The sequence below is a fragment of the Streptomyces sp. Root1310 genome, assembly GCF_001426425.1.
GTDB lineage: Bacteria > Actinomycetota > Actinomycetes > Streptomycetales > Streptomycetaceae > Streptomyces.
On record NZ_LMEQ01000012.1, the window covers coordinates 626,228 to 649,331 of the forward strand.

Genomic DNA, 23,104 nt, shown 5'->3' on the forward strand with positions numbered 1-23,104 from the left:
CGAGCGGACTCATGGGACGAGCGGACGAGAGACGAGCTCGACAGCGCGGTGGGCGCCGCGCGGCGCCCAGGGGCCGCTCGGCGGAGACGGACTCGACGACCCCTTCGACGGCCGAGTCCGTGGCGACCGCCGAGGCGGAGCCCGGGACCGCTCCCGCGACCGGTGGTCGCGCGGCCGCCCGCCGGGGCGCGAAGAAGGGCGGCAAGGGCGCCAAGGGCAAGGCCGGGAAGAAGGACAAGAGCCTCATACGCCGGCTCTTCACCTGGAAGAAGATCCTCGGCACGTTCCTCGGCCTGACCGTGGCCGTCATCGGCGCCTTCCTCTGGCTGTACATGAGCACGCCGATCCCCGAGGGCAACCCCGACGCCAACCTCCAGAGCAACGTCTACGAGTACGACAACGGCGCGATCCTCGCCCGAGACGGCGAGGTCAACCGCGAGAACGTCGAACTCGCGAAGATTCCCAAAGAGGTCCAGCACACCTTCGTCGCCGCCGAGAACAAGTCCTTCTACACCGACGCCGGCGTCGACCTGAAGGGCACCACCCGCGGTGTCCTCAACACCCTCATGGGCAAGGGCGCGCAGGGCGGTTCCACGATCACCCAGCAGTACGTCAAGAACTACTACCTGACGCAGGAACAGACCGTCACGCGCAAGCTGAAGGAACTGGTCATCTCCCTGAAGCTGGACCGGGAGAAGGACAAGGACTACATCCTGGCCGGTTACATCAACACCAGCTACTACGGCCGCGGCGCCTACGGCATCCAGGCGGCCGCCCAGGCCTACTACCGCGTCGACGCCGACAAGCTCAGCGTGGAGCAGGGCGCCTACCTCGCCGCGCTGCTCCAGGCCCCCAGCCAGTACGACTGGACCTCCGCCTCCGACACCGGCAAGAAGCTGGTCATGGCCCGCTGGAACTACGTCCTCGACAACATGGTCGGGCAGGACTGGCTGGACAAGGGCAAGCGCGACGCCATGAAGTTCCCGGTGCCCAAGGAGCCCAAGGCCGCGCCCGGCAAGGAGGGCCAGATCGGCTACCTCGTCGACGCGGCCAACACCGAACTGGCCAAGCAACTGGTGGCCCAGGGCGTCGCCGACGACTACGAGTCGGGCATGGCACTGGTCCGGCGCGGCGGCTGGAACATCGAGCTCAACATCGACAAGAAGAAGCAGAAGGCGCTGGAGACGGCCGTCAAGGAACAGCTGACCAGCAAGCTGGACAAGAAGAAGCGCTCGGTCGACGGAGACGTCCAGGCAGGCGCGGTGTCGGTGAACCCCAAGACGGGCGCCGTCGAGGCGATGTACGGCGGTACCAGCTACACCGACCACTACACCAACAACGCCACCCGCACCGACTACCAGCCCGCCTCCACCTTCAAGCCGGTCATCCTCGCCGCCGCCTTCGACGAGGCCGCCAAGACGCAGGACGGCGACCAGATCACCGCGAACACGATCTACGACGGCACCAGCAAGCGCCCGGTCGTCGGCAGCGACATCGGCTTCGCCCCGGAGAACGAGGACGACCAGGACTACGGCGACGTCACCGTCCAGACGGCGCTCAACAAGTCCATCAACTCCGTCTTCGCGCAGATGGGCGTCGACGTCGGGATGCCCGAGGTGCTGAAGGTCGCGGCCAACCTCGGCATGGACACCGCGGACCTCAAGGCCGTGCCCGCCCAGACCCTCGGCACCATGGGCGCGAGCCCCCTGCAGATGGCCGGCGTCTACGCCACCCTCGACAACCACGGCAAGCAGGTCACCCCGGCGCTCATCAAGTCGGCGGAGAACAGCGCCCACCCGACGTTCAAGCACACCGACCCCGTCGGGGAGCAGGTCATCAGCCGCGAGGCCGCCGACTCGGTCACCTCGGTGCTCACCGGCGTGGTCGACGACGGTACGGCGAAGAAGTCCGTGCGGGACAACCCGCTGCGCAAGGGCCAGAAGGTCGCGGGCAAGACGGGTACCTCCGACAACAACAAGTCGGCCTGGTTCACCGGCTACACGCCCGACCTGGTCACCTCGGTCGGACTCTTCGGCGAGTCCGCGAAGGCCCCGCACCCCCAGGTCCCGCTGACCGGCGCGACGAACGGCCTGACCTCGGACGCGGGCCGGGTCAACGGTGGTGGCTTCCCGGCGCAGATCTGGGCGGCGTACACCTTCGGCGTCTCCACCAAGGTCACCAAGTTCGACCTGGACACCGACCAGGGAGCGGCGGTCCAGACCGCGTCGCCGTCCCCGTCCGCTTCCCCGTCGACGAGTTCGTCACCGTCCTCGTCCCCGTCGACGAGTTCGTCGCCGTCCTCCTCTCCGTCGACGAGTTCGTCCCCGTCCACGTCGTCGAAGCCGAGCTCGTCCCCGTCCAGCACACCGACGGGTGACACCTCGTCGGAACCGAGCACGGACGACCCGTCGACCGATCCGGAGGATCCGGAGGATCCGCTCCTCGGCCAATAGCGGCCACCGGCGGCAGAGACAGCGAAGAGGGCGCCCGGAGATCTCCGGGCGCCCTCTTCGCGCGCTTCCCGCGTTCTTCTCAGCTCCGTTTCAACGAGATCCGGTTCAGCCGGCTCCGTTCAACGAGCTCCGGTTCAACTCAGCTCCGGTTCAACTCGAACCAGACCACCTTGCCGGTGCTGAGCCGGGTGGCCCCCCACCGCCGGGCCAGCCGGTTCACCAGATACAGGCCGCGGCCGCCCTCGTCGGTCGCCCGGGCCTGCCGCAGCCGGGGCAGCTGCGGCACGTCGTCGCCGACCTCGCAGCGCAGCACATCGGTGCGCAGCAACCGCAGGGTCACCGGCCGCGAGGCGTACCGCACCGCGTTGGTGACGACCTCGCTGACCAGCAGCTCGACGGAGTCGGTCATGTCCTCCATCCCCCAGCGGGACAGCGCCCGCCGGGCCAGCCGGCGGGCCCGGCCGGGAGCCGCGTCCTCCGGCTCGAGGAACCAGTACGCCACGTCGCTCGGCGCGATCCCGTCGAACCGGGCGGCGAGCAGCGCGATGTCGTCGTCCCGGTCGCCCGGGCCGAGCATGTCGAGCACCTCGTCGCACAGGGCCTCGAGCGGCGGCGGATGATCGGGGCCGGTCAGCTGGGCGGTCGCGGCGAGCTTCTCCCGCAGCTGCTCTATGCCGGTCGCCACGTCCCGCAGCCGGGACTCGACCAGGCCGTCGGTGTACAGCAGCAGCGTCGCACCGGCCGGGGCGTCGAGCTCCACCGCCTCGAAGTCGACGCCGCCCACGCCGATCGGCGCGCCCGGCGGCACCCGCAGCACCTCGGCCCGGCCGCCCAGGTGCAGCAGGATGGGCGGGGGATGCCCCGCGTTGGCGATGGTGATGCGGTGGGACACCGGGTCGTAGACCGCGTACAGGCAGGTCGCCATGCGGTCGGTGCCCAGCCGCTGGGCCTGCTCGTCCAGATGGTGCAGGACCTCCTGCGGCGGCAGGTCGAGACCGGCGAGGGTCTGGGCCGTCGTCCGCAGCTGTCCCATGATGGCCGCCGACGTCATGGAGTGACCCATGACGTCGCCCACCACCAGCGCCACCCGGCTGCCCGGCAGCGGGATGGCGTCGTACCAGTCGCCGCCGACCCGCGCGGTCTCGGCCGCGGGCAGGTACCGGGAGGCGAGCCGCACGCCCGTGGGGCGCGGCAGGGTCTCCGGCAGCATCGTGCGCTGCAACTCGTCGGCGATGTACGCCTCACGGTCGTACAGCACCGCCTTGTCGATGCCCAGGGCGCTGTGGGTGGCGAGCTGGGCGGCCACCAGCAGGTCGTCGTTCTCGAACGGGATGCGTTCCGGGCGGCGCAGGAAGACCGCGGCGCCGATCACCCGGCGGCGGCCCCGCAGCGGGGCCAGGACGGCCCGCTGACCGACCGGGATGGCCAAGGTGCTGTCCTCGCCCAGCAGTTCGGGCAGCGCGGCGCGTGCGGCCGGGTGGTCGGCGAACACCGGACGCACCCCGCGCAGCACCTCCGCGAGCGCCCCGCCGGGCCGCACCTCGCACAGCTCGCCGACCGCGGCCGACAGCTCGGCGGTCAGCTCGCCCGGTTCCGGGGGCGGCAGGGCGAGCGCCGCGAAGCCGGTCTCGGTGTCCCGTTCCTCCGGAATGCGGTCGGTGCGCCGCAGCCGCAGCATGATGCGGTCCGCCGCGGGCCGCTCATCGCCCACCGGCAGCGGGTCGCGCAGATAGACGAGGATCGCGTCGGAGAAGGTCGGCACGGTGGCCCGGCACAGCCCCATCACGATCTCGTCGAGGTCCAGGCCGCGGGCGATCCGCCGGGTCGCCGCTCCCACGAAGCGCAGCCGGTCCCCGTCCCGCCGCATCGGCGTGGGCCGGCCGGGCGTCAGTGCCCCTCCGGCGCGCCGGTCCTGCCCTTCCGGACCCCGCTCCGGGCGCGCGTCGGTGCCCGGCTGGGCCGGGATGGACTCGGGAGCGGGGCGCGGCCGGTGGTCACCCACGCTCGGCTTGGCCCGCGCGGGAGGGGCCCCCATGGCCTCGTCGGCCGCCGACGGCTGGGAGTGCTCGGCGCCGGAACCGGCCTCCGAACCGGCCGCATCCATTCCCGTGGCTCCCTGGCCGCCCATGCCACCCTTTCCGCCCTTGCCGCGCGGCGTCGTCGTACCCGAGGCGTCGGGCGGTAAGGCGGACTGGCCCGGCGCCGGTGCCTGGGTATGCAGCAGTGCCCCACGGGGGTCCGTGGGGTCGACGCCCTGGGGGCGTTCGTAGGAGGTGGGCTGCTCCGTCACGCGTGTCGAATCCGTCCGTCCGGGGCTGCGCGCCGCGCGCGCAGTTGGTCCCGCAGGAAACCCGATACCCGGAATACGTGCCCCCGGAACGGAATTCCCGCGTGGTCAGAGGTTGTTCCTGTGCCACCGGTGGACCGCGCGCGGCCCTGGGGGCCGACGTCGAGCGTCCCGCCGGTGTTGCCCTCGTACCCCTCGCTCACGTGCTGCCGCCCCTCGGTGACGTTCGGTCAGGCCCGGCGTCTGCTCCGGGAGTTACTGCCAGCGTGCCTTGCGGAGGACGATCCTACGTTTCTTGCCCGGGGGCGCATCAAGGGTCTCATGTGGACATGTGCGCGGGCGTACGGTCCCAGTCCTCCGGCAGCAACGGTACGGCCCAGGACGGATCCGGGCGCCAGTGCTGCCAGCCCTCGCTGAACGGAGGCCCCCACGCGCGGATCACCTCCACGGCCCTGCTGCCCGCCTCCCTCACCTGCTCGGCGACCGCCCGGTCCATCAGTCCGTCCTGCTGGGCCTGCGCGAACTCGTCCTCGTCGCGCAGACCCCAACTGCGGTCCGGGTAGACGCAGATGTCGAGGAAGTGGTCCTCGGAGTCCACACCGCCGTCCCAACGGGCCAGCGGCGTCTCCAGGTTGACGTACCAGTTCTTGAACTTCCAGCCCTGGTCCCAGAACAGCCACACCGACCACGGCTCGCCGGGCCGGGCCACCTTCAGCACCCCGGTGCCGAGCCAGCGTCCCCGCGCAACCGTACGCGGCTTGGTGTACCGGGTGTGCAGCGGCTCCTGATGCGGCGGGGTGCCGTCCGCGAGCACCGGCTTGACGCACTGCGTGCCCGGGGCCAGCCAGACGGCGAGCAGCTCCTCGTCGTCCCGCACGACGGTCACCGGGCGGGCGATGTGGAAGTTCGACCCGCCGTTCTCCCGGTAGCGCCACAGAATCCGGCTCCCGGGCTCCCAGAAGGCCGCCGCACCACCAGTTCCCACGCGTCTCACCGCTTCACCGTCTGCCATGCACAGATATTAGGTGCCATGGGCATACGACGCTGCGGCGCGCGTCACGGTTCTCGCGCCGGGGGCGCGAAAGCGCACGAGGGTTTACGGGTGTGTCATCCGCAGGACATCCAGCGCCTCGTCGAGCTGCTCGACCGTCAGGTCGCCGCGCTCCACGTACCCGCCGTCCAGCACCACCTGGCGGATCGTCCGCCGCTCCGCCAGCGCCCGCTTGGCCACCTTCGCGGCCTCCTCGTACCCGATGTACTTGTTCAGCGGCGTGACCACGGACGGCGAGGACTCGGCGTACTCCCGGGCGCGCTCGCGGTGCGCGACGATCCCGTCGACGGTCCGGTCCGCGAGCAGCCGGGACACGTTGGCGAGCAGCCGGATCGACTCCAGCACGTTCTTGGCGATCACCGGCAGCATGACGTTGAGCTCGAAGTTGCCCGCGGCGCCCGCCGTGGCCACGGTCGCGTCGTTCCCGACGACCTGGGCGGCGACCATCAGCACGGCCTCCGGGATCACCGGGTTGACCTTGCCGGGCATGATCGAGGAGCCGGGCTGGAGGTCGGGCAGGCTGATCTCGGCGAGGCCCGTGCGCGGCCCCGAGGCCATCCACCGCAGATCGTTGGCGATCTTCGTGAGGCCCACGGCGATGGTCCGCAGCTGCCCGCTGGTCTCGACGATCCCGTCCCGCGCGCCCTGTGCCTCGAAGTGGTCGCGCGCCTCGGTCAGCGGCAGCCCGGTGGCACGGGCCACCTCCTCGATGACGGCGGCGGAGAAGCCGGGGGGCGTGTTGATGCCGGTACCGACCGCGGTACCGCCCAGCGGCAGTTCGGCGAGCCGGGGGAGCGAGGCTTCGAGCCGCTCCACGCCGTACCGCACCTGGGCGGCGTACCCGCCGAACTCCTGGCCCATCGTCACGGGCGTTGCGTCCATCAGGTGCGTGCGCCCCGCCTTCACCACGTCGGCGAACTCCGCGGACTTGCGCTCCAGCGCGGCCGCCAGATGCTCCAGGGCGGGGATCAGATCCCGGGTGACGGCGGCGGTGGCCGCGATGTGGAGGGACGAGGGGAAGACGTCGTTGGAGGACTGCGAGGCGTTGACGTGGTCGTTGGGGTGCACGGCCCGGCCCAGCCGCTCCGTGGCGAGCGTGGCGACCACCTCGTTGGTGTTCATGTTGGACGAGGTCCCGGACCCGGTCTGGAACACGTCCACCGGGAAGTGCTCGTCCCACCGGCCGTCGGCGACCTCCGCGGCCGCCTCCTGGATGGCGTCGGCGATGTCCTTGTCGACCACCCCGAGCCGCGCGTTCACTTTCGCCGCGGCTCCCTTGATCCGTGCCAGCGCCTCGATGTGCGCACGCTCGATGCGCTGTCCCGAGACGGGGAAGTTCTCGACGGCGCGCTGTGTCTGGGCCCGCCACTTGGCTTCCGCCGGGACGCGTACCTCACCCATGGAGTCGTGCTCGATCCGGTATTCGCTCATGCCCGGTACAGCGATCGGGGAGGCCGGGATGTTCCGCGCGCTGGGCCGTCCGGCGGCACGCTCGATCCCGTCCGGCGCGTGCGGACGAGGCACGTTGGGGCGGCGGGGGCCCTCTCTCGGCCCCGCCGCCCCCGCTGGGGCACTATCCCAGCCCGGGACCCCGTACCGGAATCGTCGTGAACGTCGGCGCGGGCGCCGGGTCCTGGAAGAAGTCGTTGCCCTTGTCGTCGACGACGACGAAGGCCGGGAAGTCCTCGACCTCGATCTTCCAGACCGCCTCCATGCCGAGCTCCTCGTACTCGACGACCTCGACCTTCTTGATGCAGTCCTGGGCCAGCCGGGCGGCCGGACCGCCGATGGAGCCGAGGTAGAAGCCGCCGTGCGTGCCGCACGCGTCGGTGACCTGCTTGCTGCGGTTGCCCTTGGCGAGCATCACCTTGGAGCCGCCGGCGGCCTGGAACTGCTCGACGTAGGAGTCCATGCGGCCGGCCGTCGTCGGGCCGAAGGAACCGGACGCGTAGCCCTCGGGGGTCTTGGCCGGGCCCGCGTAGTACACCGGGTGGTCCTTCAGGTACTGCGGCATCTCCTCGCCCGCGTCGAGACGTTCCTTGATCTTGGCGTGCGCGATGTCGCGGGCCACGACCAGCGGGCCGGTGAGCGACAGCCGGGTCTTGACCGGGTACTTGGTCAGCTCGGCGAGGATGTCGTCCATCGGCTGGTTGAGGTCGATGCGGACCACGTCCGACTCGTCGAGGTGCTCGTCCGTGGTCTCCGGCAGGAAGCGCGCCGGGTCGGTCTCGAGCTGCTCGAGGAAGACGCCCTCGGCGGTGATCTTCGCGACGGCCTGCCGGTCGGCGGAGCAGGAGACGGCGATGGCGACGGGGCACGAGGCGCCGTGCCGGGGGAGGCGGACGACCCGTACGTCGTGGCAGAAGTACTTGCCGCCGAACTGCGCGCCGATGCCGATCCTCTGGGTCAGCTCGAAGACCTTCTCCTCGAGCTCCTCGTCCCGGAAGCCGTGCCCGAGCGGCGAACCCTCGGCGGGGATCTCGTCCAGGTAGTGCGCGGAGGCGTACTTCGCGGTCTTCAGCGCGTACTCGGCCGAGGTGCCGCCGACGACGATCGCCAGGTGGTACGGCGGACAGGCGGCCGTACCGAGCGAACGGATCTTCTCCTCCAGGAACTTCATCATGGAGGCCTCGTTCAGGACGGCCTTCGTCTCCTGGTAGAGGAAGCTCTTGTTGGCCGAGCCGCCGCCCTTGGCCATGAACAGGAACTTGTACGCGCCGCCGTCGGCCGCGTACAGCTCGATCTGCGCCGGGAGGTTGGAGCCGGTGTTCTTCTCGTCCCACATGGTCAGCGGGGCCATCTGCGAGTAGCGCAGATTGAGGTTCAGGTAGGCGTCGTAGATGCCGCGGCTCAGGGCCGCCTCGTCGCCGCCCTCGGTGAGCACGTTCTGCCCGCGCTTGCCCATGACGATCGCCGTGCCGGTGTCCTGGCACATGGGGAGGACGCCCGCGGCCGCGATGTTCGCGTTCTTCAGCAGGTCCAGCGCGACGAACTTGTCGTTGCCGGAGGCCTCCGGGTCGTCGATGATGCGGCGCAGCTGCGCGAGGTGGGCCGGCCGCAGGTAGTGCTGGATGTCGTGGATGGCCTCCTCGGCGAGCTTGCGCAGCGCCTCCGGCTCCACCTTGAGGAACGTCCGCCCGTCGGCCTCGAAGGTGGAGACACCCTCGGCGGTCACCAGCCGGTACGGGGTGGTGTCCTCTCCCATGGGAAGCAGATCGGTGTACGCGAACTCAGGCATCTCGCCCATTCCTCACTCGACAGACGGCTGGCCCGCCTCCATCGGCGGGCGCTCACCAGCGTAGGACCTGCCGTCGCCGGCGAGCTTGTGAGGTAAGGCTCAGTTCGCCGGCCGCCCGTTCCGAGGTGGGGCTATCGCGATCTATCGTGTTTCGGTACGCTGCTCTCGTGGACCTTCACCAGCAGACCGCCGCCCCCGCGCCGGCCGCGGAATTGCGTGCCTCGGACGCCGACCGTGACCGTATCGCCGACATGCTCCGCGAAGCTCTCGCGGAGGGCCGGCTGACAGCCGACGAGCACGCGGAGCGGGTAGAGGGCGTACTGGCCGCCAAGACGGTCGGTGAGCTGGAGGTCTTCGTCCGGGACCTGCCCGCCGCGCACGAGCGGCGCACGGCCCCCTCCCCGGCCCCCGGACGCCCCACCGCGGGAGCGATCCCCGCCGACCCCGACGACAACGTGGTCGCGATCTTCAGCAGCGCCGTCCGCCGGGGCCGCTGGCGCGCGGGCCGCCGTATCCACGCCTACGCGGTCTTCGGCACCGTCGAGATCGACCTCACCGAGGCGCTCTTCGAGTACCAGCAGGTCGTGATCAAGGCGATCTCGGTCTTCGGCAACGTCGAGGTCCGCGTCCCGGAGAACGTCTCGCTGCGCGGCACCGGCGGCGCCGTGCTGGGCAACTTCGAGGTGTACGCGCTCGATTCGCCCCAGGCCGACGCCCCGGTGGTCTACGTCGACGGCTGGGCGGTGCTGGGCAACATCGAGGGGCGGCCGAAGCGGGGCAAGCTCGTCGCGGACCTTCTCGACCGGGTTCAGCACAAGGTCGACAGGGGTTTGCGCAAGCATCTGGACCGTTGACGGCCGTGAAGTTCGCCGCGAGTCCGCCGCGAGTCCGCCGCGAGTCCGCCGTGAGGCCTCCGCGAGTCCGCCGCGAGGCCTCCGTGGGGCACGGTGGTCGGGAACTCAGTGCATAGGCGCGCGCACAGCGGGTAGGCCTTGCTGCATCGTCTCTCGCTCGCGAAGCCGTCGTCAGGAGTAGACCCGTGCTGCAACCGCCGCATTCGCCCGTGCAGGTCGCCGCTGTTCCGGCCCAGCGGGTACCAGCGCGCGACAGGGATCAAGACGCCCCCTGGCATACCGAGGCGGTGTGCCGACGCGACGAGGCAGGCCTGTTCTTCGCCCCCTCCAAGGAACCCACGGCCGCCCGGCTCTCCCGCGAGGAAGCCGCGAAGCGGGTCTGCGCCCGCTGTCCCGTCATGGTGGAGTGCCGCGAGCACGCGCTTCTCCAACCCGAGCCCTACGGCGTCTGGGGCGGCCTGACCGCCGCCGAACGCCGGGTGGCCCTCGCCCGGCGCCGCCGCCGTGACGTGGAACTGAAGAAGGCGGCACAGTCGGCGGGCCATATAGCGGCGGCGGGCTGAGCGGCCGGCCGAGCAGTCCTCGGGGCACGCGAAAGGGGCACCCCCACCGCACCGGGGGTGCCCCTCTCACGCACTACGGGCGCTGCTCGGCCCGGATCGGACTGCCGGGGTAGCCCGGCCCGATCGGACCGGGGCGGCTGCTCGGCCCGGACGGACCGGGGCGGCTACTTGGCCCGGTCGAAGTCGACCGCGCTGTAGGCCCGCAGCTTGCTCAGCCGGTGCTCGGAGTCGATCCGCCGGACCGTCCCGGACTTCGACCGCATCACGATCGAGTCGGTGGTCGCGGTCTCCGACCGGTACCTGACCCCCCGCAGCAGCTCACCGTCGGTGATACCGGTGGCGACGAAGAACACGTTCTCGCCGGTCACCAGATCCTCGGTGGTCAGGACGCGGTCGAGGTCGTGCCCGGCGTCGATCGCCCGCTGCCGCTCCTCGTCGTCCTTCGGCCACAGCTTGCCCTGGATGACACCGCCCAGGCACTTCACGGCACAGGCCGAGATGATGCCCTCCGGGGTGCCGCCGATGCCGAGCAGCAGGTCGACACCGGTGCCCTCGCGCAGGGCCAGGATCGAGCCGGCGACATCACCGTCGGAGATCAGCTTGATGCGCGCCCCGGTCTCCCGGATCTCCTCGATGATGCCCTCGTGCCGCGGGCGGTCCAGGATGACGACGGTGACGTCCTCGGGCGTGGCCCGCTTGGCCTTGGCGACCCGCCGGATGTTCACGGCAACGGGCGCGTCGATGTCGACGAAGTCGGCGGCCTCGGGGCCGGTGACCAGCTTGTCCATGTAGAACACGGCGGACGGGTCGAACATCGCGCCCCGTTCGGTGGCGGCGAGGACGGCGATCGCGTTCGGCATGCCCTTGGCCGTCAGCGTGGTGCCGTCGATCGGGTCGACCGCGATGTCGACCTCGGGCCCGGTGCCGTCACCGACGCGCTCGCCGTTGAAGAGCATCGGGGCCTCGTCCTTCTCGCCCTCGCCGATGACGACCACGCCGTTCATCGACACGGTGGAGACGAGGGTCCGCATGGCGCGCACCGCGGCACCGTCGGCGCCGTTCTTGTCACCGCGTCCCACCCAGCGGCCCGCGGCCATGGCGGCGGCTTCGGTCACCCGGACGAGTTCCAGGGCGAGGTTGCGGTCGGGGGCCTCGGAGGGGACATCGAGTTCGGACGGCAAATGATGATGCTCGGTCATCGGAGCGCACCTTTCTGATACGACGACGGCCGGATGAGGGTTCGATCCCGACTCTATCGTCAGTCCGACAAAATGAGCAGGGGACCCCACGGATGAGCGCCCCGGGCACCTGCGACGATAGGGGGCGTGGCAGGTTCGAACGGCAAGCAGAAGACGGCCCGCGACATGATCCTCTCCCTCGGGGTGATCATGATCGCGGCGTGGGTCATTTACCTCTTCGTCCCGCACGACGATCGCCCTCCCGAGGTCCGGCAGGTCGACTACCGCGTCGAGCTCCTCACGGCGCGTCGCGCGGCGTCGTACCCGGTGGCCGCGCCCGAAGGCCTGTCCGAGGCCTGGAAGGCGACCTCGGTGCGGTTCCAGGGCGACGAATTCGACGCATGGCACCTCGGTTTCCACGCTCCCGACGGGGAGTACGTGACGATCGAGCAGTCCACTCAGCAGCGTTCGGAGTTCGTCGAGAAGGCCAGCCAGGGATCGAAGGCGACCAAGGTCACCGAGCAGATCGGCGGCCGCACCTGGACCCGCTACACCGGCGGCCGCTACGACGCGCTCGTTCTCCAGGGCGAGACGGGCTCCACCACCGTGGTGGCGGGCACGGGGTCCTTCGAGCAGCTGTCGGCGATGGCCGGCGCGCTGAAGCTGGCGTGAGCACGCTCCGACCTGCGAGAGGCGCCGGAGGAGGCATCGAGGAAGTCTCGCGCGGTGACTTGCGACGTGACGTGAAGTGACATGCGAAGAGGCCCCCGTCGAGCTCGGCGGGGGCCTCTTCGCATGTCACCGGTCCGAACCGGTTGACCGGCCCGACCGGGCTCGGACGGGTCGGACGGGTCAGACGGTGGTGACGACCTCGTCGTACGCCAGACGCGGGGAGCGCGGGTAGGAGGCGCCCTCGCCCGGCTTGCCGATGTTGACGACCATCAGCGGGGTGTGGTCGTCGTCCAGGAACTCCTTGCGGACGCCCTCGAAGTCCACGCCGGTCATCGGGCCGGCGGCCAGACCGGCGGCGCGGACGCCGATGATGAAGTACGCGGCCTGGAGCGCGGCGTTCAGCGCGGCGGCGCCCTCACGGGCCGGACGCTCGCTGAAGAACAGCTCCTTGGCCTGCGGGAAGGCCGGGAACAGGGTCGGCAGCTCCTGGTGGAACTCGTTGTCCGCGGAGAGGATCGCGACCAGCGGGGCGGTGGCGGTCTTGGGCTGGTTGCCCTCGGCCATGTGCCGCACCAGGCGCTCGCGGGCCTCGGCGGAGCGGACCAGGGTGATGCGCAGCGGGGTCTGGTTGAACGCCGTCGGCCCGTACTTGACCAGGTCGTAGATCGCCTGGACCTGCTCGTCGGTCACCGGCTCGTCGGTGAAGGTGTTCGCGGTGTGGGCCTCGCGGAACAGCAGGTCCTGGGCGGTGGGGTCGAGAACGAGAGACATGCGGGAACTTCCTCGGTGGTGGCGTCCGGATCCCGTACCGGACCGCGGTCCGGATAGGCTGACGGCACTGACAGTACGCGGGGAAGGTTCAAGTTTCAACAAAAGCCGGACCGAGGTGATCCGCTTCACAGCCCCGCTGTAGGGGGGCGGCTGAGCCGGACCGCCGCAGAGTCCCGCTTCGCGGGTCGGGGGTGCGCGGGCGCCGGGGGAGTTCCGTCTCGCGGGGTCGGCGGCGCCCGGCCGCCGCGAGAGTCCCGCCCTGCAGGTCGGCGGCCTCCGTCGCCGCGAGACGGGAGAGTTCCGCCTCGCGGGTCGGGGGCGCCAGGTTGCCGCAGGTGAGGCGGCACAGGGGTGCCGCCTCGGGGGACCGTTGTGTCAGCGCGGGCCACGGCATCCTGGGCCGGGGTCTGCCCGGCTCACTCCCCCTCTTCGGTCTCCCCCTCCTCGGCCAGCGCCGCGTCCAGCCGCGCCCGGGCGCCCTCCAGCCAGCGCCGGCACACCTTGGCCAGTTCCTCACCGCGCTCCCAGAGGGCGAGGGACTCCTCCAGCGTCGTACCCCCCGCCTCCAGACGCCGCACGACCTCGATCAGCTCGTCGCGGGCCTGCTCGTAGCCGAGCGCCTCGTCCGTCTTGCTCGTCATGCACCCAATCCCAGTGGTCGTCGTGGACGTTGCTGCCTAGTTGTCGACGTGGTCGACGTGGTCGACGTCGCCGACCCGGACGGTGAACTCGCCCTCGGCGACCCGCGCGCGCAGGGTCTCGGCGGCCGTCACCTCGGCCGGATCCCGGACGACGTGCCCGTCGGCCTTCTGGAGCACGGCGTACCCCCGCTTCAGCGTCGCGGCCGGTGAGAGTGCCACCACGCGCGCGTGCGTGTGGGTCAGCTCGGAGTCGGCGCGGTCCAGGAGGTGCCCGAGCGTGCGCCGCGACCGGTCGACGAGCGAGGAGACGTGATCGGCCCGCTCGTCGATCATCCGGTGCGGATCCTGTATCACGGGCCGCGCGAGGGCGTGGGCGAGCCCGCGCTCCTCCCGCTCCAGGAACGCCTGCGCACACCGCCGCGCCCGCCCGCGCAGCATCCGCACCCGCTCCAGTTCCTCGCCGACGTCCGGCACGACCTTCTTCGCGGCGTCGGTCGGCGTCGAGGCGCGCAGGTCCGCCACATGGTCGAGGAGCGGGTTGTCCGGCTCGTGCCCGATCGCCGAGACGACCGGCGTACGGCAGGCCGCGACCGCCCTGACCAGCTGCTCGTCGGAGAACGGCAGCAGATCCTCCACGCTTCCACCGCCCCGCGCGACGATGATCACGTCCACCTCGTCCAGGCCGTCCAGCTCCTTCACCGCCTGGACGACCTGCGTCACCGCGTGCACGCCCTGGACGGCGACGTTGCGCACCTCGAAGCGGACGGCGGGCCAGCGGTGCCGGGCGTTCTCGAGGACGTCCCGCTCGGCGGCGGAGGCCCGTCCGCACACCAGCCCGATGAGCTGCGGCAGGAAGGGCAGCGGCTTCTTGCGGGCGGGGGCGAAGAGGCCCTCCGCCGCCAGGGACTTCTTCAGCTGCTCCAGCCGTGCCAGCAGCTCGCCGACCCCCACCGGCCTTATCTCGACGGCCCGCAGCGACAGCTGGCCGCGCGGCGCGTACCACTCGGGCTTCGCGTGGACGACGACCCGCGCGCCCTCCCCGACGACGTCCGCGACCGCGTCGAAGACCTGCCGGTAGCAGGTCACGCTCACCGAGATGTCGTGCGACGGGTCCCGCAGCGTCAGAAACACGACGCCGGCACCCGGGCGCCGCGACAACTGGGTGATCTGCCCCTCGACCCACACCGCGCCGAGCCGGTCGATCCAGCTTCCGATGAGCCGCGAGACCTCGCCGACGGGCAGCGGGGCGTCCGCGGACGTGTTCACAGCCATGCGCCCGAGCGTATCGGCCGTCACCGACAATCCGGGGGTCCCGCCCCCGCGGCGAGAAGGGGCGGGGGCCGGGGCGGGGCCAGGCTCCGCCGCAGGTGTCCGGGTCCCTCCCGGGCCGGACGGTCCTGGGTGCCGGTGCCGGTGCCGGTGCCGGTGCCGGTGCCGGCGGTGTCGGACATCGATGCCTCCGCGCGTCGGGTACCGGCCACCCCCCTCGGCTCACCGCCGGTCCGTCCACTCTCCCCAAAGCGGTGATCTCCGACCCCTCGGGCGCGGCCTTACGATGGGACGCATGACTGCTTCGCCTGGCCGCCGCCGTGTCCTGCTCGCCGCTCCCCGGGGCTACTGCGCGGGCGTCGACCGTGCCGTGATCGCCGTCGAGAAGGCCCTGGAGCAGTACGGGGCGCCGGTCTACGTCCGGCACGAGATCGTCCACAACAAGTACGTCGTGCAGACCCTGGAGCGGAAGGGCGCCGTCTTCGTCGAGCGGACGGAAGAGGTTCCGCCCGGCAACATCGTCATGTTCTCGGCGCACGGCGTCGCGCCCGTCGTCCACGAGGAGGCCGCGCGCGGGCGCCTGGCCACCATCGACGCGACGTGCCCCCTGGTCACCAAGGTCCACAAGGAAGCCGTCCGCTTCGCCAGCGAGGACTACGACATCCTCCTGATCGGGCACGAGGGCCACGAAGAGGTCATCGGCACCTCCGGCGAGGCCCCCGAGCACATCCAGCTCGTCGACGGCCCCGCGGACGTCGCCAAGGTGGAGGTCCGCGACCCGTCGAAGATCGTGTGGCTCTCCCAGACCACCCTCTCGGTCGACGAGACCATGGAGACGGTCGACGCCCTGAAGGAGAAGTTCCCGCAGCTCATCTCCCCGCCCAGCGACGACATCTGCTACGCCACGCAGAACCGTCAGCTCGCGGTCAAGCAGATGGGCGCGGAGGCCGAGCTGGTCATCGTGGTCGGCTCCCGCAACTCCTCGAACTCCGTGCGGCTCGTCGAGGTCGCCAAGCTCGCCGGCGCCCGCGAGGCCTACCTGGTCGACTTCGCGAGCGAGATCGACGAGGCGTGGCTGGAGGGCGTGACCACGGTGGGCGTCACCTCCGGCGCCTCCGTCCCGGAGGTCCTCGTCGAAGAGGTCCTGGCCTGGCTCACCGAGCGCGGCTACGGCGACGTCGAGCTCGTCAAGGCGGCCGAGGAGCACATCACCTTCTCGCTGCCCAAGGAGCTCCGCCGTGACCTGCGCGAGGAGGCGGCGGCCCTGGCGGCCCAGCGGGGCGGCAGCGGCACGGCGTCCGAGGCCGCGTCCGGCACGTCGTCCGACACGGGGGTCGGTCCGGCGGACAGCTGACCGACACCTCGGCCGAGTGAGTGACGGTCAGTCGACCGTCGTAACGTAGGGCCATGCAGATCTTCGGCGTGGACATCGGCGGTTCCGGGATCAAGGGTGCCCCGGTGGACTTGGACAGGGGCGACCTCGCTCAGGAGCGCCACAAAGTGCTCACCCCGCAACCGGCCACGCCCGAGGGCGTGGCCGACGGTGTGCGGCAGGTCGTCGAGCACTTCGAGTGGACGGGACCGGTGGGCCTCACCTTCCCGGGCGTGGTCACCGGCGGCTCCACGATCCGTACGGCGGCCAACGTCGACAAGAGCTGGATCGACACGGACGCGCGTGCCCTCTTCAGCGAGCGGCTGGGCGGCCTGCCGGTGACGGTGGTCAACGACGCGGACGCGGCGGGCGTCGCGGAGGTGTCCTTCGGGGCCGGCCGCGACCGCAGCGGCACGGTGATCCTGCTGACCTTCGGCACGGGCATCGGCAGCGCCCTCTTCGTCGACGGCGTCCTCGTCCCCAACACCGAGCTCGGCCACCTGGAGCTGCACGGGCACGACGCCGAGAAGCGTGCCTCCAGCAAGGCCAGGGAGGACGGCGAGCTGACCTGGGAGCACTGGGCCCGCCGGGTCACGAAGTACCTCGCCCACGTCGAGATGCTCTTCTCGCCCGAGATGTTCATCATCGGCGGCGGCGTCAGCCGCAAGGCCGACAAGTTCCTGCACCTCATCGAAGGCATCCGGGCGGAGATCGTCCCGGCCGAACTGCAGAACAACGCCGGCATCGTGGGCGCGGCGATGCACGCGGCGAAGGCGGACTAGCCCCCCGGCCTGCCGGGGGCCCGACCGACCGCCCGGCGGCCCGGCAGCCGAAGCCCGGCGGCCCGGCGGTGGTACCCGACGGCGCTGCTTGGCGACCTGCCGTCGGCGGCGGCCAGGGGCGGCTGGGCCCGCCCGTAGCCAGCCGGCCCGGTAGCCCGGCGGCCGGACGGCCCGGTAGCCCGGTAGTCGGGCAGCCAGCGGGCCCGGCGGTCGTCGGTGGTGGCTGGGCGGGCTCGACGCCCGGCAGGGGTGCGGCGCGGTGGCCGGTGGGGGGCGGTGTGCGCCGGGCCGACCGGCCGCCGGTAGCCGGGCGGGCTTGCGGTCGACGGTGGTGGTCGTGGCGCTGCCTGGCGACCTGCCGTCGGCGGCGCTACGTCGTGGCTAGTGGCGGGGCGCGTTGTGCCGGCGGGCGGCTGCCCGGTGCAGGCCGCGGGCCAGGATGACCGTTCCCGCCAGGAGCGTCCCGGCGTACAGCCAGCCGACCTGGGTGGAAAGTGCCGTCACCAGACCCATCAGCCGCGCCCCGATGCCGTTCCCGCCCTCGGACACGGGCAGCAGCCCCACGGCGAAGGCGATCGGCACGACGACCGGCGCGGACAGCAGGTCGCCCCCACGCACCCACAGGGCGGTCAGCAGGCACACCGGCAGGAACAGCACGCTGTACACCGGCAGTGAGGCGCCGAACAGCAGCTGGTCCAGGCAGCCGATCCCGAACATCAGCACCCCGCTGAACAGCCCGCCGCCGAGCCCGGTGAGCCGGGGGTTCGGCATCCGGCGCGCCGTCCGGGCCGTCCGTGCAGTCCGCTCCAGGGGAGGCGTCGGCCGTCGCCCGGCGGGGGCGGGGCGGGGCCCGCCGGAGCGCGGGGCGCCGGCCCGGCCGGGGCCACCCGCCGGGCGCGGCTGCTTGCGGCCCGGCTCCCGGCCGGCCTCGCGGCCTGCCTGAGGCGGCAGGGGTGGCGAGTCGCGGCGGGTGCCTTGGGCCGGGGGGCGCGTCCTGTGTTGCTCCACCGGACCAACTTAGGTCGGTTTATGTGCCGAATCGGGTGTCGGACACGCCGACGGGCCGAGCTTGGCCATGCGTTCGACAGGTCCGCCGGGGCGGCGCCGGGCACGCCGTAAACTGGGGGACCGGTCAGCTCTCTGGCCTCTGGCCCTCTCACTACGGGAACTGGCCTTCCGGCCCTCTCACCACGGGAAGTCGCAACGTGTCGCTCACGATCGGAATCGTCGGTCTGCCGAATGTCGGCAAGTCGACCCTGTTCAACGCCCTGACCAAGAACGACGTGCTGGCGGCCAACTACCCGTTCGCCACGATCGAGCCGAACGTCGGTGTGGTCGGCGTCCCGGACGCCCGTCTCACCAAGCTGGCCGATATCTTCTCCTCGCAGCGGATCCTCCCGGCGACCGTCGACTTCGTCGACATCGCGGGCATCGTGCGCGGCGCGAGCGAGGGTGAGGGCCTGGGCAACAAGTTCCTGGCGAACATCCGCGAGTCCGACGCGATCTGCCAGGTCATCCGTGCCTTCAAGGACGAGAACGTCGTCCATGTCGACGGCAAGGTCTCGCCCAAGGACGACATCGAGACGATCAACACCGAGCTGATCCTCGCGGACCTCCAGACGATCGAGAAGGTCCTGCCGCGCCTCCAGAAGGAGTCGCGGATCAAGAAGGAGGTCGCGGCGAAGGTCGCTGCGGTCGAGGCGGCGCAGGCGATCCTGGAGAAGGGCGACACCCTCTTCTCCGCGGGCATCGCCCAGGGCTCCGGACGCGAGGAGCTCCTGCACGACCTGCACCTGCTCACCACCAAGCCCTTCCTCTACGTCTTCAACGTCGACGAGGACGAGCTGGTCGACGAGGAGTTCAAGGCCGAACAGAGCGCGCTGGTCGCCCCGGCCGAGGCGATCTTCCTCAACGCCAAGCTGGAGCAGGACCTCGCCGAGCTGGACGAGGAGGACGCGATGGAGCTGCTGGAGTCGGTCGGCGCCGACGAGCCCGGCCTCGCCACCCTCGCCCGCGTCGGCTTCAACACCCTCGGCCTCCAGACCTACCTCACGGCAGGTCCCAAGGAGTCCCGCGCCTGGACGATCAAGAAGGGCGCCACCGCGCCCGAGGCCGCCGGTGTCATCCACACCGACTTCCAGAAGGGCTTCATCAAGGCGGAGGTCATCTCCTTCGCCGACCTGGTGGAGACTGGCTCGGTCGCCGAGGCCCGAGCCAAGGGCAAGGCCCGCATGGAAGGCAAGGACTACGTCATGCAGGACGGCGACGTGGTGGAGTTCCGCTTCAACGTGTAGTGCCTGATTCCTTGATCGGCTAACGCGGCTGGTCAGGGCATGAATCCCCAGGTCAGGGGCCAGATCATCGGGTCTGGCCCCTTCCTGTTTTCTCCTGCGGATTCAGGCTGTTTCTGGGTCGTGTGCTGACTTGGTGCTGACCCTGGCGGCGACTCTCAGAAGCTCTGACCTGGGGCTCCGATGGGAGAGGGGAGGACAGCCGAAGGGATTGACCCGGACGAAGCGATGGCGGACCGGTTTCCCGTTCTGGAAACCCGAACCTCTTGTTGTGCAAGCCGCCGGCTGGGAACGATGAACGGGACACCGGAGCACGGGAACGAGGGGGCACCGTATGAGGCTGACGAAGCTGGCCACCACCTGTGAGAACGGGGACTGTCCCACCCTGTATGCGACCGACAAGGGAACCCTGATCGTGCAGGGAGGCGTGCCGACGGGACACGGTCTCGACGTGCCGGAGGGCGAATCCCTGGTGGAAATCCCGATGGACCTCATCCGGAAGGCAATCCGTGATCAGCGCATCTAACGACCTGGCTGCCCGCTTCTCCACCTTCCAGGAGGAGGCGTTCCGGCTGGAGACTCTCGACGACTACAGCAACTCGGGCAACCCTGCCGCCTTCCGTGCCTTCCTCGCGGGGGAGACCAAGCCCGCCGACTACAACGCAGACTGGCTGGAGACCGTGCGAAAGGCGACGGAGAGCGGTAAGCGCATGGTGCGCGTCCACGTCCTGTCCCGCCCGCTCACGCCGTACCTCCGCTACGAGCTGAGCTGGGGTTACCAGACGAACATGACGGCGGGTGAGGAGTTCCACATCCTCGACACGACCGACCACCCGAATCCGCTGGAGGGTGTGCCCGATTTCTGGCTCTTCGACGGCCGCGAGCCTGTGGTGCTCAACTACGACGAGAACGGCGCGTTCACCGGGCCGACGTTCGTCCCGGCACCGGGGGCGTTGCCCACGGGCGAGGAGTCCGAGTACGCGACGTATCGAAGCGTCGCCCTGGCCATGTCGGTGCCCTTCACCGAGTGGTGGGGGAAGCACGGAGCAGCGTGAATCAGGCAGAACTCGGCGCCGCGCTGCGGGCGCTGCGGCAGGCGTCCGGCAAGGAGGCCAAGGCTGTCGCCCGCAGCGCAGTCATGTCGACCGCCAAGCTGTCGAAGATCGAGAACGGCCGTGTCGCCCCGGCGACGGCGGACGTGGAACGCATCCTCACGGCTTTGGACGTGTCCCCGGAGATCAAGGCCGAGTACCTCGCTGTAGCCCGCGCACAGGCCACAGAGGCAATCGCATGGCGCCTTTTTCGGCGCATGGGCTACCACAAGAAGCAGGAGCAGATCAGGGCGTTGGAGTCCTCGATGACGCTCCTGCGCCTCTTCCAGCCGTCCCTGGTTCCCGGTCTGCTCCAGACGCCGGAGTACATCCGGGCAGTGTTGGAGCCGAAGGGCCTCACGGACGAACAGCTCTCCCGCACGGTCTCCGCCCGGATCGAGCGGCAACGCGTCCTGTACGACACCAGCAAAGCCCTGCACTTCGTGGTTACGGAACCCGTCCTGCGCTGGCGTCTCCTTCCGCCCGCGATGATGGCGGGCCAGCTGGACCGCATCGTGTCGGTGTCCCGCCTGCCGAACGTGGACGTGCGCGTGGTCCCTCTCGACGCGCCGCAGCGCGACGTGCCCGGTCACTCCTTCGTCATCCGGGACGACCGTGTGGTGACGGTCGAGATGACACACGCCGAGGTGGTCGTCACCGACCCACGGGACGTCTCCCTGTACGTCGAGAAGTTCGCCCGCTTCGCCTCCGTGTCCCTTGCCGGGGACGCAATGCGCGACCTAGTCGAGGGCATCCGAGACGCGTTCTTGCACGAACGGGAAACGCCCTAGCTTCGGCCCCTCGGACCGGCTGACCATGGCCTTCTCGACGAGATGCGGGGAGGCGTACGAGATGCACGGAGAACCGTCGACGCTGCCGGAGCCGGTGGCTTCTTCCCTATCGCCGGCACGGCCGGAACCCGTCCCGGGCTGCCGGGACTGCCTCGGCCTCGCGGTACAACGGGCCAACGCCGGGTCGGTCTGGGACTACTCCAAAGTGTCCGACATGAACGTGACCCTGCGCGCACACCTGCGGGACGCGCACGGGGGCGAGTAATGCCCCGCGCTGTGCTGCGGTACGTCACGCATCGGATCACCCAGCACCCAGACACCGACGTGACGTTCGAGGCCGAGTGCCTCCGCTGCGACTGGTCGGCGACGCCTTCCGAGGACGGGGCGGCCGTGGACATCGAGTGCATGGGGCACACGGGACGCACCACCCACGAGGGATTCAGGCGGGTGTGCACGTCGTTCGCTCTGGTGGTGCGGGCGGGGTGACGGCGACCCGAGCGTCCCTTGCTTCAGTTGCCGTCAGACGCGCTGGAGGCGACGTCGACGGCCCCCAGCACGCGACACAGACACGGGCCTCCGTATGAGATCGAACAGGACGAAACCCATGGCGAAGCGTTCCGAGCCGAAGAAGACGATGACCAAGGGGGAGTGGATCGAACAACAGCTGGCCAATGCCCCGGAGCCGACGGCCGAGGATGTCTGGTGGGTGCTCAACAGGTTCGGCTTCCCGACGGAACAGGTGGAGGCGGCCTACCAGGCGATGCTCCGGGAGAAGGAGGAACGCGCCGCAAGGCGCACAGCTGGAGCCTGAGCTTCATCGCGGCTCCAAGGCTCCGCGCCACTCGGCGAGCCGGTCAGCCTGCCTGGCTCACGAGACGGGCGGTGTTCAGCTGAGCGGGGATGCGCAGGCCATGAACGGCCCGGCCGCCCGGCTCCATGATTCTCCCCTGGCGAGAGCTGCCGCGCCTTCCGTGCGCAGCGACGTGACCACGGGGGTCAGGAAGTCCGTACGCCAATGCTGCACGGCCTCCGGCTTCATGCCGCTCGCCTCGACCGAGGCCCCCACCCTGGCTTCGAGTACGGCCGCGCCCTGCGCCGCGTCGTCCCCGGTCCACTCGTCCACGTGCTCGGCCACCAGGGCCCACGTCAGCTTGATCGTGCGCGGATCGTACGGACGGCGGCGGGCGGCGTGAAGAGCCAGAGGTGAGAGCGGGGGTGGGGGTACGACCCCCGAAGGGGCCCGTCGTCGGCCGCCGCGTCTTAGCAGCTCGGGTTCTGCCACGGTTCCAGGGGCGACGGGGCAGCTGTGGCGCTCCCTCCAGCGGCGATAGAAGCCGCAGGTCAGCGGCGATCCAACCGTTCTGCAGGGCATCCGCCGGCACTGCACAGGAATGAGAAGCGCTCAGGCCGCGGCTTCGCCGGGGTCCTCGTCCTCGTCCTCGTCTTCCGAGGAGCCGCCCCGCTCGTAACCCGACACGTCGATCTCGCGGCCGTCTGCGAGCCGTCTCTTGTGCGGGGCGACGTTGTGCTTGGTGGGCGGGTTCCGCTGCTCCTTCTCCTCTGCAGAGTCAGCGGCCGACCCGGTGTCCTGGGACTCCTCGGCGACGTTCTGTTCCTCGGCATGCCTAGCGGCCAGGACGGCGACGGCCAGAGCCGCGCTGCCGACCGTGCCGGCCACGGCGAGGATCTTCGGCTTGTGCTTGCTGACCCAGCCCTTCGCCTTGGCGAAAGCGGTGGGCTCGCCGTCCTCGGGGATGGGTTCGCTGGGCGTGGAGTCAGTCACGCGCACAGATCTACCGG

General features: G+C 70.6%; 23 protein-coding genes. 12 read left to right on the plus strand and 11 right to left on the minus strand.

Annotated features, from left to right (window positions below):
- Positions 1 to 11: 11 nt before the first annotated feature.
- The gene (locus tag ASD48_RS21025; protein ID WP_057603166.1) at positions 12 to 2,453 is read left to right on the plus strand and encodes a transglycosylase domain-containing protein; all 2,442 of its coding nucleotides are present in this window, start codon (positions 12 to 14) and stop codon (positions 2,451 to 2,453) included.
- Between the two features lie 139 nt (positions 2,454 to 2,592).
- Here the strand turns inward: ASD48_RS21025 and ASD48_RS21030 are convergent, their stop codons facing one another.
- The 4 genes from ASD48_RS21030 to ASD48_RS21045 form a co-directional block, all read right to left on the minus strand.
- Positions 2,593 to 4,743 carry a SpoIIE family protein phosphatase gene (locus tag ASD48_RS21030; RefSeq protein WP_079073880.1) on the minus strand — a complete coding sequence of 717 codons (2,151 nt, stop codon included), beginning with the start codon at positions 4,741 to 4,743 and terminating at the stop codon, positions 2,593 to 2,595.
- A gap of 316 nt (positions 4,744 to 5,059) precedes the next feature.
- Positions 5,060 to 5,752 carry a DUF402 domain-containing protein gene (locus ASD48_RS21035; RefSeq protein ID WP_057603168.1) on the minus strand — a complete coding sequence of 231 codons (693 nt, stop codon included), beginning with the start codon at positions 5,750 to 5,752 and terminating at the stop codon, positions 5,060 to 5,062.
- Between the two features lie 84 nt (positions 5,753 to 5,836).
- Complete coding sequence (locus tag ASD48_RS21040; protein ID WP_057603169.1) at positions 5,837 to 7,222, minus strand: class II fumarate hydratase; 1,386 nt, start codon at positions 7,220 to 7,222, stop codon at positions 5,837 to 5,839.
- A 142-nt stretch (positions 7,223 to 7,364) separates the two neighbouring features.
- Positions 7,365 to 9,029, minus strand: coding sequence for a fumarate hydratase (locus ASD48_RS21045; protein ID WP_057603559.1), 1,665 nt, complete (start codon positions 9,027 to 9,029; stop codon positions 7,365 to 7,367).
- Positions 9,030 to 9,196: 167 nt separating this feature from the next.
- Here ASD48_RS21045 and ASD48_RS21050 point away from each other — a divergent pair, with 167 nt between their 5' ends.
- Both ASD48_RS21050 and ASD48_RS21055 read left to right on the plus strand, forming a co-directional pair.
- A complete protein-coding gene (locus tag ASD48_RS21050) occupies positions 9,197 to 9,883 on the plus strand; it encodes a DUF1707 domain-containing protein (protein ID WP_057603170.1) in 687 nt (228 codons plus the stop codon).
- 185 nt (positions 9,884 to 10,068) lie between these two features.
- Complete coding sequence (locus ASD48_RS21055; protein WP_079073881.1) at positions 10,069 to 10,446, plus strand: WhiB family transcriptional regulator; 378 nt, start codon at positions 10,069 to 10,071, stop codon at positions 10,444 to 10,446.
- Between the two features lie 164 nt (positions 10,447 to 10,610).
- Here the strand turns inward: ASD48_RS21055 and glpX are convergent, their stop codons facing one another.
- The gene (gene glpX / locus ASD48_RS21060; protein WP_057603172.1) at positions 10,611 to 11,645 is read right to left on the minus strand and encodes a class II fructose-bisphosphatase; all 1,035 of its coding nucleotides are present in this window, start codon (positions 11,643 to 11,645) and stop codon (positions 10,611 to 10,613) included.
- 126 nt (positions 11,646 to 11,771) lie between these two features.
- Between glpX and ASD48_RS21065 the strand changes: the two genes are divergently transcribed.
- Positions 11,772 to 12,296, plus strand: coding sequence for a DUF4245 domain-containing protein (locus tag ASD48_RS21065; RefSeq protein ID WP_057603173.1), 525 nt, complete (start codon positions 11,772 to 11,774; stop codon positions 12,294 to 12,296).
- A 180-nt stretch (positions 12,297 to 12,476) separates the two neighbouring features.
- Here the strand turns inward: ASD48_RS21065 and ASD48_RS21070 are convergent, their stop codons facing one another.
- From ASD48_RS21070 to xseA, 3 genes are all read right to left on the minus strand, one after another.
- The gene (locus tag ASD48_RS21070; protein WP_057603174.1) at positions 12,477 to 13,067 is read right to left on the minus strand and encodes a malonic semialdehyde reductase; all 591 of its coding nucleotides are present in this window, start codon (positions 13,065 to 13,067) and stop codon (positions 12,477 to 12,479) included.
- A 416-nt stretch (positions 13,068 to 13,483) separates the two neighbouring features.
- Positions 13,484 to 13,708 (minus strand): exodeoxyribonuclease VII small subunit, encoded by a 225-nt coding sequence (locus ASD48_RS21075; protein WP_057603175.1) that lies wholly within the window; start codon positions 13,706 to 13,708, stop codon positions 13,484 to 13,486.
- A 36-nt stretch (positions 13,709 to 13,744) separates the two neighbouring features.
- On the minus strand, positions 13,745 to 14,980 hold the full coding sequence (gene xseA / locus ASD48_RS21080) for an exodeoxyribonuclease VII large subunit (protein ID WP_057603176.1): 1,236 nt from the start codon (positions 14,978 to 14,980) through the stop codon (positions 13,745 to 13,747).
- A gap of 292 nt (positions 14,981 to 15,272) precedes the next feature.
- On the opposite strand from xseA, the gene ASD48_RS21085 reads away from it, so the two are divergent.
- On the plus strand, positions 15,273 to 16,331 hold the full coding sequence (locus ASD48_RS21085) for a 4-hydroxy-3-methylbut-2-enyl diphosphate reductase (protein WP_057603177.1): 1,059 nt from the start codon (positions 15,273 to 15,275) through the stop codon (positions 16,329 to 16,331).
- A gap of 53 nt (positions 16,332 to 16,384) precedes the next feature.
- Complete coding sequence (gene ppgK / locus ASD48_RS21090) at positions 16,385 to 17,131, plus strand: polyphosphate--glucose phosphotransferase (RefSeq protein ID WP_057603178.1); 747 nt, start codon at positions 16,385 to 16,387, stop codon at positions 17,129 to 17,131.
- Positions 17,132 to 17,512: 381 nt separating this feature from the next.
- Here the strand turns inward: ppgK and ASD48_RS46170 are convergent, their stop codons facing one another.
- A complete protein-coding gene (locus ASD48_RS46170) occupies positions 17,513 to 17,902 on the minus strand; it encodes a DUF6542 domain-containing protein (RefSeq protein ID WP_057603180.1) in 390 nt (129 codons plus the stop codon).
- Positions 17,903 to 18,336: 434 nt separating this feature from the next.
- On the opposite strand from ASD48_RS46170, the gene ychF reads away from it, so the two are divergent.
- The 6 genes from ychF to ASD48_RS21130 all read left to right on the plus strand — a co-directional run bounded on the left by ychF (position 18,337) and on the right by ASD48_RS21130 (position 22,115).
- The gene (ychF, locus tag ASD48_RS21100; RefSeq protein WP_057603182.1) at positions 18,337 to 19,425 is read left to right on the plus strand and encodes a redox-regulated ATPase YchF; all 1,089 of its coding nucleotides are present in this window, start codon (positions 18,337 to 18,339) and stop codon (positions 19,423 to 19,425) included.
- A 331-nt stretch (positions 19,426 to 19,756) separates the two neighbouring features.
- Entirely contained in the window at positions 19,757 to 19,948 is a 192-nt protein-coding gene (locus ASD48_RS21105) for a hypothetical protein (RefSeq protein WP_030145782.1), read from the plus strand.
- The gene (locus ASD48_RS21110) at positions 19,932 to 20,477 is read left to right on the plus strand and encodes a DUF6879 family protein (RefSeq protein ID WP_057603183.1); all 546 of its coding nucleotides are present in this window, start codon (positions 19,932 to 19,934) and stop codon (positions 20,475 to 20,477) included. The genes ASD48_RS21105 and ASD48_RS21110 overlap by 17 nt, the downstream gene beginning before the upstream one ends.
- Positions 20,474 to 21,304, plus strand: a complete 831-nt coding sequence (locus ASD48_RS21115) for a helix-turn-helix transcriptional regulator (RefSeq protein ID WP_057603185.1) — start codon at positions 20,474 to 20,476, stop codon at positions 21,302 to 21,304. The genes ASD48_RS21110 and ASD48_RS21115 overlap by 4 nt, the downstream gene beginning before the upstream one ends.
- A 264-nt stretch (positions 21,305 to 21,568) precedes the next feature.
- A complete protein-coding gene (locus ASD48_RS21125; RefSeq protein WP_057603188.1) occupies positions 21,569 to 21,790 on the plus strand; it encodes a hypothetical protein in 222 nt (73 codons plus the stop codon).
- Positions 21,791 to 21,908: 118 nt separating this feature from the next.
- Entirely contained in the window at positions 21,909 to 22,115 is a 207-nt protein-coding gene (locus ASD48_RS21130; RefSeq protein ID WP_057603190.1) for a hypothetical protein, read from the plus strand.
- A gap of 75 nt (positions 22,116 to 22,190) precedes the next feature.
- On the opposite strand, the gene ASD48_RS21135 is transcribed toward ASD48_RS21130, so the two are convergent.
- The gene (locus ASD48_RS21135) at positions 22,191 to 22,439 is read right to left on the minus strand and encodes a hypothetical protein (protein ID WP_057603191.1); all 249 of its coding nucleotides are present in this window, start codon (positions 22,437 to 22,439) and stop codon (positions 22,191 to 22,193) included.
- Between the two features lie 267 nt (positions 22,440 to 22,706).
- Positions 22,707 to 23,087 (minus strand): hypothetical protein, encoded by a 381-nt coding sequence (locus ASD48_RS21140; protein WP_157880660.1) that lies wholly within the window; start codon positions 23,085 to 23,087, stop codon positions 22,707 to 22,709.
- Positions 23,088 to 23,104 lie beyond the last annotated feature (17 nt).

Coding starts and splice junctions, on each gene's coding strand:
- ppgK (WP_057603178.1), top strand. CDS start 16,385: ATGCAGATCTTCGGCGTGGACATCGGCGGTTCCGGGATCAAGGGTGCC.
- ASD48_RS21035 (WP_057603168.1), bottom strand. CDS start 5,752: ATGGCAGACGGTGAAGCGGTGAGACGCGTGGGAACTGGTGGTGCGGCG.
- ASD48_RS21045 (WP_057603559.1), bottom strand. CDS start 9,029: ATGCCTGAGTTCGCGTACACCGATCTGCTTCCCATGGGAGAGGACACC.
- ASD48_RS21125 (WP_057603188.1), top strand. CDS start 21,569: ATGCCCCGCGCTGTGCTGCGGTACGTCACGCATCGGATCACCCAGCAC.
- ASD48_RS21025 (WP_057603166.1), top strand. CDS start 12: ATGGGACGAGCGGACGAGAGACGAGCTCGACAGCGCGGTGGGCGCCGC.
- ASD48_RS46170 (WP_057603180.1), bottom strand. CDS start 17,902: ATGCCGAACCCCCGGCTCACCGGGCTCGGCGGCGGGCTGTTCAGCGGG.
- xseA (WP_057603176.1), bottom strand. CDS start 14,980: ATGGCTGTGAACACGTCCGCGGACGCCCCGCTGCCCGTCGGCGAGGTC.
- ASD48_RS21040 (WP_057603169.1), bottom strand. CDS start 7,222: ATGAGCGAATACCGGATCGAGCACGACTCCATGGGTGAGGTACGCGTC.
- ASD48_RS21075 (WP_057603175.1), bottom strand. CDS start 13,708: ATGACGAGCAAGACGGACGAGGCGCTCGGCTACGAGCAGGCCCGCGAC.
- ASD48_RS21105 (WP_030145782.1), top strand. CDS start 19,757: ATGAGGCTGACGAAGCTGGCCACCACCTGTGAGAACGGGGACTGTCCC.
- ASD48_RS21085 (WP_057603177.1), top strand. CDS start 15,273: ATGACTGCTTCGCCTGGCCGCCGCCGTGTCCTGCTCGCCGCTCCCCGG.
- glpX (WP_057603172.1), bottom strand. CDS start 11,645: ATGACCGAGCATCATCATTTGCCGTCCGAACTCGATGTCCCCTCCGAG.
- ASD48_RS21070 (WP_057603174.1), bottom strand. CDS start 13,067: ATGTCTCTCGTTCTCGACCCCACCGCCCAGGACCTGCTGTTCCGCGAG.
- ASD48_RS21130 (WP_057603190.1), top strand. CDS start 21,909: ATGGCGAAGCGTTCCGAGCCGAAGAAGACGATGACCAAGGGGGAGTGG.